Raw genomic sequence first — 13,646 nt, forward strand, 5'->3', positions numbered from 1 at the left:
GTTAAAGGCGTGTGTCATTCAGGTTTCTGGCCTGCCGCACGAACAGCCTGCGCCAGACCACCAATCTGCTCAAGCACACGCGGTACGGTCTGGGGCGTGGCGCGCCCTTGCTCGTCCAGCGTTTCGGCCAGTGTGGCCAGCAGGACGGAGGCCACCACCGCGCCATCGGCTATGCTGGACGCCTGCGCGGCCTGCTCGGGCGTACGCACACCAAAACCAATGGCTATGGGCAGGTCGGTGGCCGCCCGCACGCGGGGAATGGCACCAGCAAGATCATGCGCGCTGGCCGAGCGGGTGCCCGTAATGCCGACAATGCTCACATAATAAACAAAGCCGGATGCATGCGCGAGCACATACTCCAGACGCGCATCGGGCGTGGTCGGGGCTACCAGACGGATAATATCCAGCCCCGCGGCCTGCGCGGGAGCGGCAATAACCGCACCTTCCTCGGGGGGGAGGTCAACCAGAATAAGCCCGTCCACCCCGGCGGCGGCGGCATCCTTGCAGAAGCGTTCGTAACCATAGGCTTCCACCGGATTGACATAGCCCATCAGAATAACCGGGGTTTCGTCATTATCCTTACGGAACTCGGCCACCATATCCAGCACACCGACCAGCGTGGCACCCGCCTTGAGGCCACGCAGAGCCGCGGCCTGAATAACCGGACCATCGGCCGAAGGGTCGGAAAAAGGCATACCAACCTCGATCAGGTCGGCACCGGCTGCTGGCATGGCGCGGAACAGCTCCAGCGAAGTCGCCCGGTCGGGGTCATACGCCTCCAGATAAGGAATGAGCGCACCACGGCCTTCGGCAGCAAGGGCTTTAAAACGGGCGGCAATACGGCTCACAGCGTAACTCCCAGATGCTCGGCAACAGTAAAGATGTCCTTGTCCCCCCGGCCGGACAGATTGACCACCAGCAATGTATCCTTGGGCAGGGTGGGGGCGATTTTGGCCGCGTAGGCCACAGCATGCGCCGATTCGAGGGCGGGAATAATCCCCTCCAGCTTTGTGCAGAGCTGGAAGGCATCCAGCGCCTCGGTATCGGTGGCACCCACATATTCCGCACGCCCGATGTCATTCAGCCAAGAATGTTCCGGCCCAACGCCGGGGTAATCCAGCCCGGCGCTGATGGAGTGGGCCTCATCAATCTGCCCGTCCGCATTCTGCAACAGGTAAGTGCGGTTGCCGTGCAGCACACCAGGGCGACCGCGTTCAATGGAGGCAGCCGTTTTGCCGCTATCCAGCCCGTGGCCTGCCGCTTCCACGCCAATCAGGCGCACGGACGTATCATCCAGGAACGGGTAGAAAATACCCATGGCGTTGGAGCCACCGCCAATGGCTGCGACCACCACGTCGGGCAGGCGACCTTCGGCGGCGCGCATCTGCTCCTTGGTTTCCTCCCCGATCACACTCTGGAAGTCACGCACCATGGCGGGGTACGGGTGCGGGCCAGCCACGGTGCCGATCAGCATGTAGGTGTCGGCCACATTGGCCACCCAGTCCCGCATGGCTTCGTTCATGGCGTCCTTGAGCGTGCCTGCCCCTGCGGTTACGGGCACGACCTCCGCCCCCAGCAGGCGCATGCGGAACACGTTGGGCTTTTGCCGCTCCACATCGGTGGCACCCATGTAGATCACACATTTCATGCCAAACAGGGCGCATACGGTGGCGGTGGCCACACCATGCTGTCCAGCCCCGGTCTCGGCTACAATACGGGTACGCCCCATGCGGCGGGCGAGCAGGATCTGCCCCATGACGTTGTTGAGCTTGTGCGAACCCGTATGGTTCAGCTCCTCACGCTTGAGGTAGATTTTTGCGCCCCCAAACGCCTCGGTCATCCGGCGGGCAAACCAGAGCGGGCTGGGGCGGCCAATATAATCGGTCTGGTAGTACACCAGCTCCTTGTGGAACGCGGGGTCGGCCTTGGCTGCCTCGTACGCCTCGTTCAGTTCCAGAATAAGGGGCATGAGCGTTTCCGCCACAAAGCGGCCACCATAGCGGCCACCAAAATGACCATGTTCGTCAGGCTGCTGCCTGAAGGAATTGCTCTGCGCCGCCGCGCCGCCGTGTTCGATCGGGTTCGCCATTATTCGTCCTGCCGCTCCTTATAACCCCATGGCGTGCCCTGTGGGGTGCCACATGTTTTTATCTTTTCAACTGGCAAAATGGCTTACCAGAAGTGCTACCGCATTGCACGGTCCCGTGCAGTCATCTTGCCATAAACCGAACAAAGGCGTCATACTTACGCCACGCACATGCTCCGGGGGGGGGCAACCGCCAGAACCGGAATACAGGTGCGCGTGCCCACAGGGCAAAAACTGGGAGAATCGCATGTTTCTGGCCCACAGGCCCGGTATGCCTGCTCGCGCCGTTGAAACGGAAGACGATGCCAAAAACGCTGTATGGCTGGATCTTCTCAACCCCACTCCACAGGAACTGGAACTGGCGGAAAAACTCTGCGGCCAGCCCATTCCCACACTTGATGACCTGAGTGCCATCGAAAGTTCCTCCCGCATCAGCGTGCGCAATGGAGCGGCTTTTCTGTCCTCCCCCCTGCTGCGCAAGAGCGGGTCGGACTTCCAGACCATGCCCGTCGGTTTTATCCTGACCGAAAAACGGCTCTTTACCATCCGCTTCCAGTTCTATCTGGCGTTCGAGACGGTCGCCCAGCTTGTGGCGGACTGTGTGGCCTCCGCCATGCCGCCCCCGCACACCACGCCCGATCGCCAGACAACACAACCCCCGCCAACCGAGATCCCCCCCCAGCACGAAACCCTGCTCCATTCGGGGGAAATACTGGTGGCGCTGATCGAAGCCATTGTGGACCGACTGGCCGATATTCTGGAAAGCATGGGCAACCTGCTCGATACCCTCTCGCACGATATTTTTCGCGCACGCACGCAACAGACCCCCATCCGCAACGTGGCCGTGTGGCAGCGCAACCTGCTCCAGCGGGTGGGAGAGGCAGGCAATCTGTGCTCGCGCATGCGGGACACACTACTGGGGATGGAACGCATAGCCCTGTTCCTGAGTGAAAGCCGGAAAACCGCATCCTCCCTTCCGGTCACGGGGGTTGCCCTGTGCACGCCCCGCTCATCCCCCCCCACATCCCTTGCCACCCCCGCACCGGATGAAGACGGCAAGGTCACCGCAGCCTATGCCCTGTCTGGCGTTCTGCGCGCGCGCATAACATCGGTCAGCCATGACCTGTCCTCGCTCGATGCCTATGTCTCCCAATCACAGGACAAGGTGGAGTTCCTGCTTGATGCAACACTGGGGTTCATCAACATTGAACAGAACGGGGTGATGAAGGTGCTGACCGTGGTCAGCTTCATTGGGGTGGCGCCAACCCTGATTGCTGGCATTTATGGTATGAATTTCAAATACATACCGGAACTGGACTGGTCTTTTGGCTACTGGTACTCGCTCGGGCTCATGGCCACGACCATTGTGCTGCCCCTGCTCTGGTTCTGGAAAAAAGGCTGGCTCGGGGGCATCAAGTAGCCCCCGCGCACAACCGCGCCATGCCCCATATCCTGTGTTGACGATCAAATCCGCCGCAGGTATCATCCGCCCCCAGACGCTGGCTGACTTCACCTGCCCAGCGGTATCCCTCCCGTCAGGTTCCTTCTGGCTCGGACATGTCTTATCAGGCATGCTTGCTTTCCGGTCCCCCCGACCGGCTCTGCCGTGCATGGAACGACCCGTGACCTTCCCCTTTTGAACTTCTCTTGCCAGTCAGGGCATTTCTAGATGCATCTTGCGGAACTCAAGGCCAAGTCCCCAGCCGACCTTCTGGCCTGCGCTGAAGACCTGAATATCGAAAACGCGTCCTCCCTGCGTAAGCAGGACATGATGTTCGCCATCCTCAAAACACTGGCGGACAATGATCAGGCCATTTATGGCGAAGGCACGCTTGAGATCATGCATGACGGGTTTGGATACCTGCGTGCGCCCGAATCCAACTACCTCCCCGGCCCGGATGATATTTATATCTCCCCCACACAGGTCCGCCGCTTTGGCCTGCGCACGGGGGATACGGTTGAAGGGCAGATTCGCGCCCCACGGGATGGCGAACGTTACTTCTCCATGCTCAAGATCAACACGATCAATTTTGAGTCTCCCGACGCGGTTCGCCACCGGATCAACTTTGATAACCTGACCCCGCTCTACCCCGAGCGCCGCTTGCAGATGGAAGTGGAAAGTCAGGCCACAGCCCCCGAACCCAAGGGCGACAAAAACAAAAAGGGAGCCCAGAAGGACTTCACCCCACGGGTGATCGACCTTGTCTCCCCCATTGGCATGGGCCAGCGCGCCCTGATCGTCGCCCCCCCGCGTTCGGGCAAAACGGTCATGCTCCAGAGCATTGCCTCCTCCATTTCGGCCAACCACCCCGAAGTCTTCCTGATCGTGCTGCTCATTGACGAACGGCCCGAGGAAGTCACGGACATGGCCCGCTCCGTACGCGGCGAAGTTATTGCCTCCACCTTTGACGAACCGGCACACCGCCACGTGCAGGTAACCGAAATGGTGCTCGAAAAAGCCAAACGCCTTGTTGAACACAAGCGCGACGTGGTGATCCTGCTCGACTCCATTACCCGTCTGGCGCGTGCTTACAACACGGTCGTGCCCTCATCGGGCAAGGTGCTGACCGGTGGTGTGGACGCCAACGCCCTGCAGCGGCCCAAGCGCTTTTTTGGTGCGGCCCGTAACATTGAGGAAGGTGGCTCCCTGACCATTATCGCCACCGCCCTGATCGACACTGGCAGCCGCATGGACGAAGTGATCTTTGAGGAATTCAAGGGCACGGGTAACTCCGAGCTTATCCTTGATCGCAAACTGGCAGACAAGCGCACCTTCCCCGCTATCGACATCACCAAGAGCGGCACGCGTAAGGAAGAACTGCTTGTTGACCGTTCCACCTTGTCCAAAATGTGGGTGCTGCGCCGGATTCTGGCGCCCATGGGCACCATGGACGCCATGGACTTCCTGCTCGACAAGCTCAAATACAGCAAAACGAACAATGACTTCTTTGAAGCCATGAACAACTAGACTAACTACAGTTAGCCCTTGGAGCAGGCCGCATTTGCTTAAACCTCTATCAGGCTGAAGCGGATGCGGCCTCCTTTTTGCGGATCGTCAGCAGCACACTACCATCAGGCTGGGGCACATCGGCGAGAATGATGTTGCCCAACGCCTGCACGGAGCGGCTGACATTGCGGTGCGGCTCCTCGCCTATCAGGCGCACCACCAGCAGACTACCCGGTGGCAGCACATCCAGCGCCAGACGGGTGCGAACAAATGTCATGGGGCATTTTTCCCCTGTAATATCCAGAACCGCCGGGCAGGTACCGTCCTCCCGTCCCGGCATCAGGGTATCATTCATGCAGACTTTCCTCCTTTCGAGGGGAAAAACGACAGGCCAGCATCATACAGACAGGCATACACACCATAAAAAAACTGTATGATGGTGTAAAATTGGACAAACACCTCTGATTTCGGCTACCTGAAAGACGAACGCAGAGATGATAACACTAGGCAGGGTTTGTGACCTTGAAGGTACAAGCGGCAGAATCACGGATTGAGCAGCTGTGTATCGAACACGGCCTGAAAATGACCGGACAACGGCGCGTTATCGCACGTGTTCTTTCCGAAGCAGACGACCACCCGGACGTGGAGGAACTGTACCGCCGTGCGGCAGTGCTGGACTCCCGCATTTCGGTGGCAACCGTGTATCGCACGGTGCGGCTGCTTGAGGAAAAAGGCATTCTGGAACGCCGGGACTTTGGCGGCGGACGTGCTCGATACGAAGCAACAGAACATGGTCGGCACCATTACCACCTGATCGACGTTGATAACGGGAAAGTGATCGAGTTTGAGGACCCGGAACATGAGGCCTTCATGATGAAGGTGGCGGACCGACTTGGATTCGAGTTTGTCTCCATGCGGCTGGAGCTGTTTGGTAAAAAACGCCAGCCCGCAAATGCTTCCTCCGGCAAAACAACGCCCCGTTCACGCCGCAAGGGAGACCAGACATGAGTTCCACACAAACCACGGGCGGCCTTTCGGCGCTGGAGTTGGACCGGTCTCGCTTTCCCGAACTGCATGGCGGTAGCCTGAGTGTCCGCATTGCCGAAACAGACGATGAGCGCGATGCGGCCCAGGCCCTTCGCTACCGCGTTTTCTACGAGGAAATGGGAGCCCACCCCAGCGCCGAAACCCTGCGCCTGAAGCGTGATATTGACGAGTTTGACAGTGTTGCCGACCATCTTCTGGTCATCGACAACGCCATTGCCTCGGACGCACGCGGTGTTGTGGGGACCTATCGCCTTGTGCAGGGCGATGCGGCCCAAAAGATCGGGCGATTCTACTCCTCCAACGAATACGATATTACCCCGCTCAAGGAATTCCCCGGCAGATTGCTCGAAGTCGGGCGCTCCTGCGTGGACAAGAACTACCGTGGCCGGGCGGCCATGCAGCTTTTGTGGCGCGGCATTGCCTCCTACATCTTCCTGCACCGCATTGATCTGCTGTTTGGCTGCGCTAGCCTGCCCTGCACAGACCCGGACCAGATCGCGGATGAGTTGACCTATCTCTACCACAACCATCTGGCTCCCCCCGCCCTGCGTGTTAGCGCACTGGAAAGCCGCCGGGTTGAAATGCTGCGCACGGACCCGCATACGCTGAACGTACGCCGCTGCCTTGTCGGCCTGCCGCCCCTTATCAAAGGGTATCTGCGCCTTGGCGGTTATGTGGGGGATGGCGCGGTTATTGACCCGCAGTTTAACACCACGGACGTTGCCATTCTGGTTAAAAGCGAACTTCTGGCGGACAAATACTACCGTCATTACGAACGCCGCCTGCGCGATGCTCTGGACTAAGTCGCGCACGGCGGCAGGCTGCTGCCCTGATTTTTAACGAATCCATCAGGCGGGCGGGCGTCCCGCCTGTGCCATGAGCGCCCCAATGCCCCCAAAAACCGTGTTGTCCCGCTTTTGTCCAAAACGGGCAACTCTCAGTTTTGCTGCTCTCCTGCTGGGCTTGGGGGGTGTATCCACTCTGGCATTACCGCCTCTTCACGCTCTCCCTGTGCTGCTCCTGACCTTTGGGCTGTTCGGGCATATACTCAACACAACCCAGAGCTGGCGGCGCGCGGCATGGGCGGGCGCTCTGTTCGGGTTCGGGTTTTATACCGCCGGTCTTTACTGGCTGGTCAACGCAGTTCTCATTCGCGCGGATGAGTTCTGGTGGTTTGTCCCGTTTCCCTCCCTTGGCTGCGCGCTTATTCTGGCCCCCACTGTGGCCGTACCTGCCGCATTGTGCATTTTTCTGCCCGCTGGCATGCGCCGCCTGAGCGCTTTTGCCGCCCTGTGGACCCTGTTTGATATGGGGCGCACGTTCATCTTCAGTGGTTTTACGTGGAACGCGCTAGGCAGCAGCTTTGCCATTCCCGGTTCTGTGGGCAGTCTGCTTATCCAGCCCGCCGCATGGGTGGGAGAAGATGGCCTGACCCTTGCCCTGATCCTGCTGTCCACGCTCTGTGGCGCAACCTTGCTTGAACAAACACCTCTGGCGCGCTGGGCCAGCCAAATAGCTGTGCCCCGTAGCACACCGGCTCCGTGCCTGTCTTTCCTGCGCCTGCGTGTTTTTGCCTGTTCGGTGGCGGGTGTTCTTGTCTGGTGTGCGGCTGGCGGTTTACGGCTTTGCACAGTCCATCCAACAGGTGAGCCCGGCCCCATTGCCGTGATCGTGCAGGGGAATGTGCCTGAATCCGAAAAAATCGGACGGCAGACCCCGCGAGATATTTTCATGCGTTACCTGGGGCTGACCGCACAGGGCGTGCAGGCCGCACAGGCGTTGCAGACCACACAGCGCAAGCCGGGGGAGCACTTCCGGCCCATTGTTTTCCTCTGGCCTGAAACATCTTTTCCCGGTTACGACCTGATACAGGATAGCCCGCGGGCACGGCAGGCCATTATGGAATGGGCCGTTGGGGCAGATGCGGGTATTATTGGCGCATTGCGCATGGATACTGGCGGGCATTACCGCAACTCCGTTGTGGCTCTGGCCCCGGACGGGGCCATACAGGCTGTGTATGACAAAGCCCGGCTTGTGCCTTTTGGCGAATATCAACCGCCGTTCATTCCCCTCCAGATTGTGCCACAGGGTGGCATGGCGGCAGGGCCGGGGCCACAGACGTGGCATCTGGCCGACATTCCCGCCGTTGGTCCCCTTGTGTGTTACGAGGTTATTTTTTCAGGCGATGTGGTTGATCGGCATGACCGCCCCCGCTGGCTGGCCAATGTGACGAATGATGCATGGTTCGGGAACAGTGCTGGCCCACGCCAGCACCTTTCCTCCGTGCGTCTGCGCGCGGTGGAAGAGGGGCTTCCCGTGGCTCGCGCCGCCAATACCGGTATTTCCATCGCCTATGACGGTATGGGCCATATGCTGGACCATCTGGGCTGGGGCAAGGCTGGAGTACTCACCGTGGCACTCCCTGCCTCACTTCCGCCAACCTTGTTTGGCTTGATGGGACAATCCATTCCGCTGGCCCTGTGCGTTATGCTCCTGACGCTGGCCTGCATACCCCGCCGTAACCGCCTGCAATCCCCCAACAGCACAACACAGCCCTAAAAAGGGAGGCATTGTTATGGTGGCATTATCCAACGTTTTTCTGGAACATTACCAATTTTCCTTTATGAAACGTTAAGATTACATGTTATCCGTCCACCTGTTCCAGCCTTCACAGCCGCGGGAAAAAACCCAGTCGTGAGCAAAACCGAGCCTCTGACGGATCCAGCCTCCACGATATCCACCCATGCCGAAACGATAGATGCCCATGTTGGCAAACGTATCCGGCTACGCAGAACACTGCTGGGACTATCGCAGGAAAAACTGGGGGAGGCGCTTGGGGTCACGTTCCAGCAAATTCAAAAATATGAACGTGGCACCAACAGGGTTGGCGCGTCCCGGCTGTATGACATTGCTACCGCACTGGACGTGCCCATCAGCTTCTTTTTTGATGATATGCTACCCTCCCCTACAGGGAGCATGACCAACAGAGGCTTTGCCGAAACACGCAAACCTTTTGGCGCGCCTGCCCCCTCCCCCATTCCGCCAGCCTCCACCGCCATGCAGACCATGACGGACGAACAGAGCCTGCTGGCCAGAAAAGAAACGCTGGATCTGGTCCGCGCCTATTACCAGATACCGGACAAGGCTTTACGGCAGAAAATGCTGGACCTCATCCAGTCCATGGCGCGCGCCAGCACTCCGGACTGAAAACAGACACCTCCCCACCAGTTCCATCCAGCATACATAAAAAGGGGCGGTACTTGCGTACCGCCCCTTCTGGCATTGACCGTTTTGGAAAAAAACGAAGATCAGAAGCTCTGATCGTCTCCACCACCCCAGTCTCCGCCACCGGCATCTCCGCCCCAATCGCCACCACCTGCGTCAAACCCCTGATCGGCCTGCACACCGGCTCCGGCAAAGGGGTCTGCCCCTGTGTCTCCGTAATTGTTCACAATGGTTTCGTTGGTCGTTGCACCACCCATGCCGCCATCCCCCATACCGCCATCATGGTGGCCGCTAAAAAGGCTGGTCAGGGCGTTGGCCGCCAGCATGCCGCCAGCAACACCCGTGGCCGTTGTAAGCGCACTGCCCAAAAAGCCCGACCCACCAGAAAAGGAGGAAGGCTGCATGCCATAGGGCATGGGCTGCGGCTGGTACTGCGGAGGCATGGCTGGCCGGCCACCCCAGCCCGGAGGCGGGGCAGACTGCGGCTGGGCGGACTGGCCACCACCAAACAGACCACCAAAAAATCCGCCCGACTTCTGCTGCCCGGCATTGCTCTGCTGCTGGGCAGCCTGCAAAGCCTGCTGCGCCTGCTGGAGCTGGAACTGAAGCTGCTGTATCCGATTCTGCGCCTGCACCAGTGCGGCTTCCTGCACCACGGCCATCTGGGTCACGCGGTAGCGGGCTTCGGGGTATTTCTGGAATTCCTGCGCAATAAACTGGTCTGCCTGCTGGTCAATTGCAGGCAGGTTGGGCTGGCTCCCCGGCACGCTGCCAAAGCCGCCCTGAGCAGCACCGCCAACACGGGCCATAAATTTTTCAATAAGGTCGCGTTCTTCGTTTGTCATTCCATACCTTCCCGCCCTGACGGGCCAATTACAGCACCAGAGCTTTGTGCCAGAACACTCTGGCCAAGATGTGGCGCGCCCACAAGCCTGTTACAAGAGAGTACGCCACGAAGGAAACCCTGCCATAAGGCCCGCCTTCTCTTTCGGTCTGGCGCGCGGGGCTGTATGGTGTGGCCAAGCGTGCCCTGCGCACATTCAACCTGACCGTCATATTGCGGAGTTTCATCCCTATCATGGACCCGGCGTCTCCCCGCCCCACAGAGCGGCCCCTTTCCTTTCAGGATCTTATCCTGACCCTGCACCAGTTCTGGTCTAAACAGGGGTGCGCCATTCTCCAGCCCTATGATCAGGAAATAGGTGCTGGCACACTTTCCCCCCACACCACGTTGCGGGCTTTGGGGAGCAAGCCTTGGAAGGCCGCCTACGTGCAGCCCTGCCGCCGGCCATCCGACGGCCGGTATGGAGAAAATCCAAACCGCCTCCAGCATTACTACCAGTATCAGGTCCTGCTCAAACCCACTCCGGAGGAAAGCCAGAAGCTCCTGCTGGACAGCTACCGCGCCATCGGCATTGACCCCGACAAGCACGACATCCGCTTTGTGGAAGATGACTGGGAAAACCCGACCATAGGTGCCTGGGGGCTGGGCTGGGAGGTCTGGTGCGATGGTATGGAAGTTACGCAGTTTACGTACTTCCAACAGGTTGGCGGCATTCCCGTAACCCTGCCCTCCACGGAGCTGACATACGGGCTGGAACGTCTGGCCATGTATGTGCAGGGTGTCGAGAATGTTTATGATCTGGACTACAATGGCGCGGGCCTGACCTATGGCGACGTGTTCTTGCGGGCCGAGCAGGACTACTCGCGCCATAATTTTGAACTGGCCAATACGGACCTTTTGTTCCAGCACTTTAGCGATGCGGAAAAGGAAAGTGTGGCCCTTGCCGAGGCAGGCGTTGCCCAGCCCGCCTACGACCAGTGCCTGAAAGCCAGCCATCTGTTCAACCTGCTTGATGCGCGCGGCGTCATCAGCGTAAGCGAACGCGCGGCCTATATTGGCCGGGTGCGCACACTGGCAAAACTGTGTTGCGAAACCTGGCTGGCAGGCGAGGACAAATAAGACCATGCCCGAATTGCTGATTGAACTTTTTTCCGAAGAAATTCCAGCCCGCATGCAGCAACAGGCAGGGGATACCCTGCTCCGCCTGCTCAGTGAGGCACTGGCCCCACTCAACCCGGTCGATGCCAGAAGCTACACGGGCCCGCGCCGCATTGCCGCCTCCCTGAATCTGGACGAAATGGTGCCCGGCCGCACTGTTTCCGAACGTGGCCCGCGTGAGGGTGCGCCGGAAAAAGCACTGGAAGGCTTTACCCGCAAGCATGGTGTGAGCAAGGATGCGCTAACCCTGCAAAACGGCTTCTGGATGCTCGAACGTGAGGAAGCCCCGATTGGGGCCGCAGCACACATTGCCGCCATTATGCCCGACCTGCTGCGCCGCTTCCCCTGGCCCAAATCCATGCGCTGGGGTGCTGGTAACGCCATGACATGGGTACGCCCCCTGCGACGGATCATCTGCCTGCTAGATGGCCAGATTGTACCATTCTCGATGGCCACGGCGGAAGATAACGGCCACAACCTGAATGCTTCCAACCAGACCGAGGGACACCGCTTCCTCAACCCCGGCGCAATGGAAGTGACCAGTGCCGCGCAATGGCAGCAGGGGTTACATGAACGCCATGTGATGGTGCATGCCGCCGAACGCCGCCAGAGCATTACAACGGGGCTGAACGCCCTTGCACAGGCCGAAGGGCTGAGCATTGTGCCCGATGCCGGGCTGGTGGACGAAGTGGCGGGGCTTGTCGAATGGCCCGTGCCCTTCCTTGGTCAGATTGACCCCATCTTCATGGACCTCCCCCCCGAGGTCATGCAGGTGTCCATGCGCGTCAACCAGCGCTACTTTGCCCTGCGTAACAGCGATGGCTCGGCAGCTCCACGTTTTGCTTTTGTAGCCAACATTATTCCCACCGATGATGGCACGCTGGTTGTTAGCGGGAACGAACGTGTGCTACGCGCCCGCTTTGCCGATGCACGGCACTTCTGGAACCTTGACCGCAAACACAGCCTTGCCTCCCGCGTGGAAGGGCTGAACAGCATTACCTTCCATGCCAAACTTGGCTCACAGGGGGACCGTACCCGGCGCATGGTGCGCCTTGCAGGCCTTCTGGCCGACATGACCAGCGCACCCAGAAACCAGTGTGAACGCGCGGCAGAATTGAGCAAAACCGACCTGACGACCGGCATGGTTGGGGAATTCCCCGAGTTGCAGGGTGTCATGGGCGGTTACTATGCCCGCCATGACGGCGAACATGCCGATGTAGCTCAGGCTATTAGCGAGCATTACACCCCCCGCGGCCCGGGGGATGAGGTGCCGGTGGCCCCTGTTTCCGTCGTGCTGGGCCTTGCGGACCGGTTTGACATGCTGACCGCCTTTTTTGCCGCGGGCGAAAAACCATCCGGCTCGGGCGACCCGTTTGGCCTGCGCCGTACAGCCCTTGGCATTATCCGCCTGATCCGTGAAAACGGGCTACGGCTGGATCTGGCCAAACTGTTTGTGCTGGCCGCACAGGCTCTGCCCGAACCCCTGCGCCATGCACCCGATCTGGCCCTGCTGCCCCAGTTTACTGCCGAGCGCCTGCGCGTGCAGGTTCGTGCCGAAGGGGCACGGCATGATTGCCTTGCAGCAATCTCGGTCGATAATGAAGATACGGACATTGTGCGCCTGCTCGCCCGTGCACAGGCGTTGCAGACGATGCTGGAAACCGAAGACGGCAAGAACCTGCTGGCGGCAACCCGCCGTGCCGCCAACATTCTGCGCATTGAGGACAAAAAGGATGGCCCGCATGAGGGCGCGCCAGACCCCGCCCTGTTCGCTCAGGATGAAGAGCGGGCGCTTTACACCACGTTGCAAACGGTGGAACCAGCCGTGGAACAGGCTTTTGCTGCCGAGCACTTTGCCGATGCCATGCGCGCTGCCGCCAGCCTGCGCAAACCCCTTGATCGCTTTTTTGAAGGCGTGACGGTGAACGCACCAGAGCCTGCACTACGCCAGAACCGGCTTAAACTCCTGTCCCGCCTTGTGCGCATGATGCGGCTGATTGCCGACTTCAGCCAGATTGAAGGCTAAAAAAAATCCCCCACCTTCCGGTTCCGGAAAAATGGGGGATATAAAAACCTGAGTTGCAAAGCAAAGGGTTCGCACGGTCAGACCGTACGAACCCTTTGCGCTTTTATGGTCCCGAACGCGAACGCCCGCCAAAAAACAGACTGATAATCAGCAACACAACAAAAACAAACAGCAACACCTTGGCTATTTCCGAAAACCCGGATGCAGCACCGCTAAATCCGAACAGGGAAGCCAGAAGAGCAAAAATAAGAAAAACAATAATCCACCGTATCAACGCCATTATGGCCTCCCGTCATCCACGCTCATGCCATGA

At 59.4% G+C, this 13,646-nt stretch carries 13 protein-coding genes; 8 read left to right on the forward strand and 5 right to left on the reverse strand.

The features are described 5' to 3' along the window. Positions 1 to 14 precede the first annotated feature (14 nt). Together trpA and trpB are read right to left on the reverse strand one after the other, a co-directional pair. Positions 15 to 848, reverse strand: a complete 834-nt coding sequence (gene trpA / locus GOB86_RS03580; protein WP_165991014.1) for a tryptophan synthase subunit alpha — start codon at positions 846 to 848, stop codon at positions 15 to 17. After that, complete coding sequence (gene trpB / locus GOB86_RS03585; RefSeq protein WP_165991015.1) at positions 845 to 2,089, reverse strand: tryptophan synthase subunit beta; 1,245 nt, start codon at positions 2,087 to 2,089, stop codon at positions 845 to 847. The genes trpA and trpB overlap by 4 nt, the downstream gene beginning before the upstream one ends. A gap of 268 nt (positions 2,090 to 2,357) precedes the next feature. On the opposite strand from trpB, the gene GOB86_RS03590 reads away from it, so the two are divergent. Continuing rightward, complete coding sequence (locus GOB86_RS03590) at positions 2,358 to 3,506, forward strand: magnesium transporter CorA family protein (protein WP_165991107.1); 1,149 nt, start codon at positions 2,358 to 2,360, stop codon at positions 3,504 to 3,506. 249 nt (positions 3,507 to 3,755) lie between these two features. Continuing rightward, positions 3,756 to 5,054 (forward strand): transcription termination factor Rho, encoded by a 1,299-nt coding sequence (gene rho / locus GOB86_RS03595; protein WP_165991016.1) that lies wholly within the window; start codon positions 3,756 to 3,758, stop codon positions 5,052 to 5,054. Between the two features lie 49 nt (positions 5,055 to 5,103). On the opposite strand, the gene GOB86_RS03600 is transcribed toward rho, so the two are convergent. Beyond that, positions 5,104 to 5,388: a sulfurtransferase TusA family protein gene (locus GOB86_RS03600; RefSeq protein ID WP_165991017.1), complete on the reverse strand. Its 285-nt coding sequence runs from the start codon at positions 5,386 to 5,388 to the stop codon at positions 5,104 to 5,106. 161 nt (positions 5,389 to 5,549) lie between these two features. On the opposite strand from GOB86_RS03600, the gene GOB86_RS03605 reads away from it, so the two are divergent. The 4 genes from GOB86_RS03605 to GOB86_RS03620 all read left to right on the forward strand — a co-directional run bounded on the left by GOB86_RS03605 (position 5,550) and on the right by GOB86_RS03620 (position 9,287). Further along, a complete protein-coding gene (locus GOB86_RS03605; protein ID WP_165991018.1) occupies positions 5,550 to 6,041 on the forward strand; it encodes a transcriptional repressor in 492 nt (163 codons plus the stop codon). After that, on the forward strand, positions 6,038 to 6,883 hold the full coding sequence (locus tag GOB86_RS03610) for a GNAT family N-acetyltransferase (RefSeq protein WP_165991019.1): 846 nt from the start codon (positions 6,038 to 6,040) through the stop codon (positions 6,881 to 6,883). Before GOB86_RS03605 ends, GOB86_RS03610 begins: the two co-directional genes overlap by 4 nt. Before the next feature lie 85 nt (positions 6,884 to 6,968). Continuing rightward, positions 6,969 to 8,639 (forward strand): apolipoprotein N-acyltransferase, encoded by a 1,671-nt coding sequence (lnt, locus tag GOB86_RS03615; protein WP_242012486.1) that lies wholly within the window; start codon positions 6,969 to 6,971, stop codon positions 8,637 to 8,639. 135 nt (positions 8,640 to 8,774) lie between these two features. Continuing rightward, complete coding sequence (locus GOB86_RS03620; protein ID WP_165991021.1) at positions 8,775 to 9,287, forward strand: helix-turn-helix domain-containing protein; 513 nt, start codon at positions 8,775 to 8,777, stop codon at positions 9,285 to 9,287. A 101-nt stretch (positions 9,288 to 9,388) separates the two neighbouring features. On the opposite strand, the gene GOB86_RS03625 is transcribed toward GOB86_RS03620, so the two are convergent. Then, the gene (locus tag GOB86_RS03625; protein WP_165991022.1) at positions 9,389 to 10,150 is read right to left on the reverse strand and encodes a DUF2076 domain-containing protein; all 762 of its coding nucleotides are present in this window, start codon (positions 10,148 to 10,150) and stop codon (positions 9,389 to 9,391) included. 233 nt (positions 10,151 to 10,383) lie between these two features. On the opposite strand from GOB86_RS03625, the gene GOB86_RS03630 reads away from it, so the two are divergent. Both GOB86_RS03630 and glyS read left to right on the forward strand, forming a co-directional pair. Further along, a complete protein-coding gene (locus GOB86_RS03630; protein WP_165991023.1) occupies positions 10,384 to 11,268 on the forward strand; it encodes a glycine--tRNA ligase subunit alpha in 885 nt (294 codons plus the stop codon). A 4-nt stretch (positions 11,269 to 11,272) separates the two neighbouring features. Next, positions 11,273 to 13,333, forward strand: a complete 2,061-nt coding sequence (gene glyS / locus GOB86_RS03635; protein WP_165991024.1) for a glycine--tRNA ligase subunit beta — start codon at positions 11,273 to 11,275, stop codon at positions 13,331 to 13,333. Positions 13,334 to 13,436: 103 nt separating this feature from the next. Here glyS and GOB86_RS03640 read toward each other — a convergent pair whose 3' ends face one another. Then, complete coding sequence (locus GOB86_RS03640; RefSeq protein ID WP_025826588.1) at positions 13,437 to 13,613, reverse strand: DUF1328 domain-containing protein; 177 nt, start codon at positions 13,611 to 13,613, stop codon at positions 13,437 to 13,439. Between the last annotated feature and the right edge of the window lie 33 nt (positions 13,614 to 13,646).

It is taken from the genome of Acetobacter lambici, from assembly GCF_011516885.1.
In the GTDB taxonomy this organism is placed as follows: domain Bacteria; phylum Pseudomonadota; class Alphaproteobacteria; order Acetobacterales; family Acetobacteraceae; genus Acetobacter; species Acetobacter lambici.

Coding starts and splice junctions, on each gene's coding strand:
- GOB86_RS03590 (WP_165991107.1), top strand. CDS start 2,358: ATGCCTGCTCGCGCCGTTGAAACGGAAGACGATGCCAAAAACGCTGTA.
- trpB (WP_165991015.1), bottom strand. CDS start 2,089: ATGGCGAACCCGATCGAACACGGCGGCGCGGCGGCGCAGAGCAATTCC.
- GOB86_RS03625 (WP_165991022.1), bottom strand. CDS start 10,150: ATGACAAACGAAGAACGCGACCTTATTGAAAAATTTATGGCCCGTGTT.
- GOB86_RS03630 (WP_165991023.1), top strand. CDS start 10,384: ATGGACCCGGCGTCTCCCCGCCCCACAGAGCGGCCCCTTTCCTTTCAG.
- GOB86_RS03600 (WP_165991017.1), bottom strand. CDS start 5,388: ATGAATGATACCCTGATGCCGGGACGGGAGGACGGTACCTGCCCGGCG.
- rho (WP_165991016.1), top strand. CDS start 3,756: ATGCATCTTGCGGAACTCAAGGCCAAGTCCCCAGCCGACCTTCTGGCC.
- glyS (WP_165991024.1), top strand. CDS start 11,273: ATGCCCGAATTGCTGATTGAACTTTTTTCCGAAGAAATTCCAGCCCGC.
- GOB86_RS03640 (WP_025826588.1), bottom strand. CDS start 13,613: ATGGCGTTGATACGGTGGATTATTGTTTTTCTTATTTTTGCTCTTCTG.
- GOB86_RS03610 (WP_165991019.1), top strand. CDS start 6,038: ATGAGTTCCACACAAACCACGGGCGGCCTTTCGGCGCTGGAGTTGGAC.
- lnt (WP_242012486.1), top strand. CDS start 6,969: ATGCCCCCAAAAACCGTGTTGTCCCGCTTTTGTCCAAAACGGGCAACT.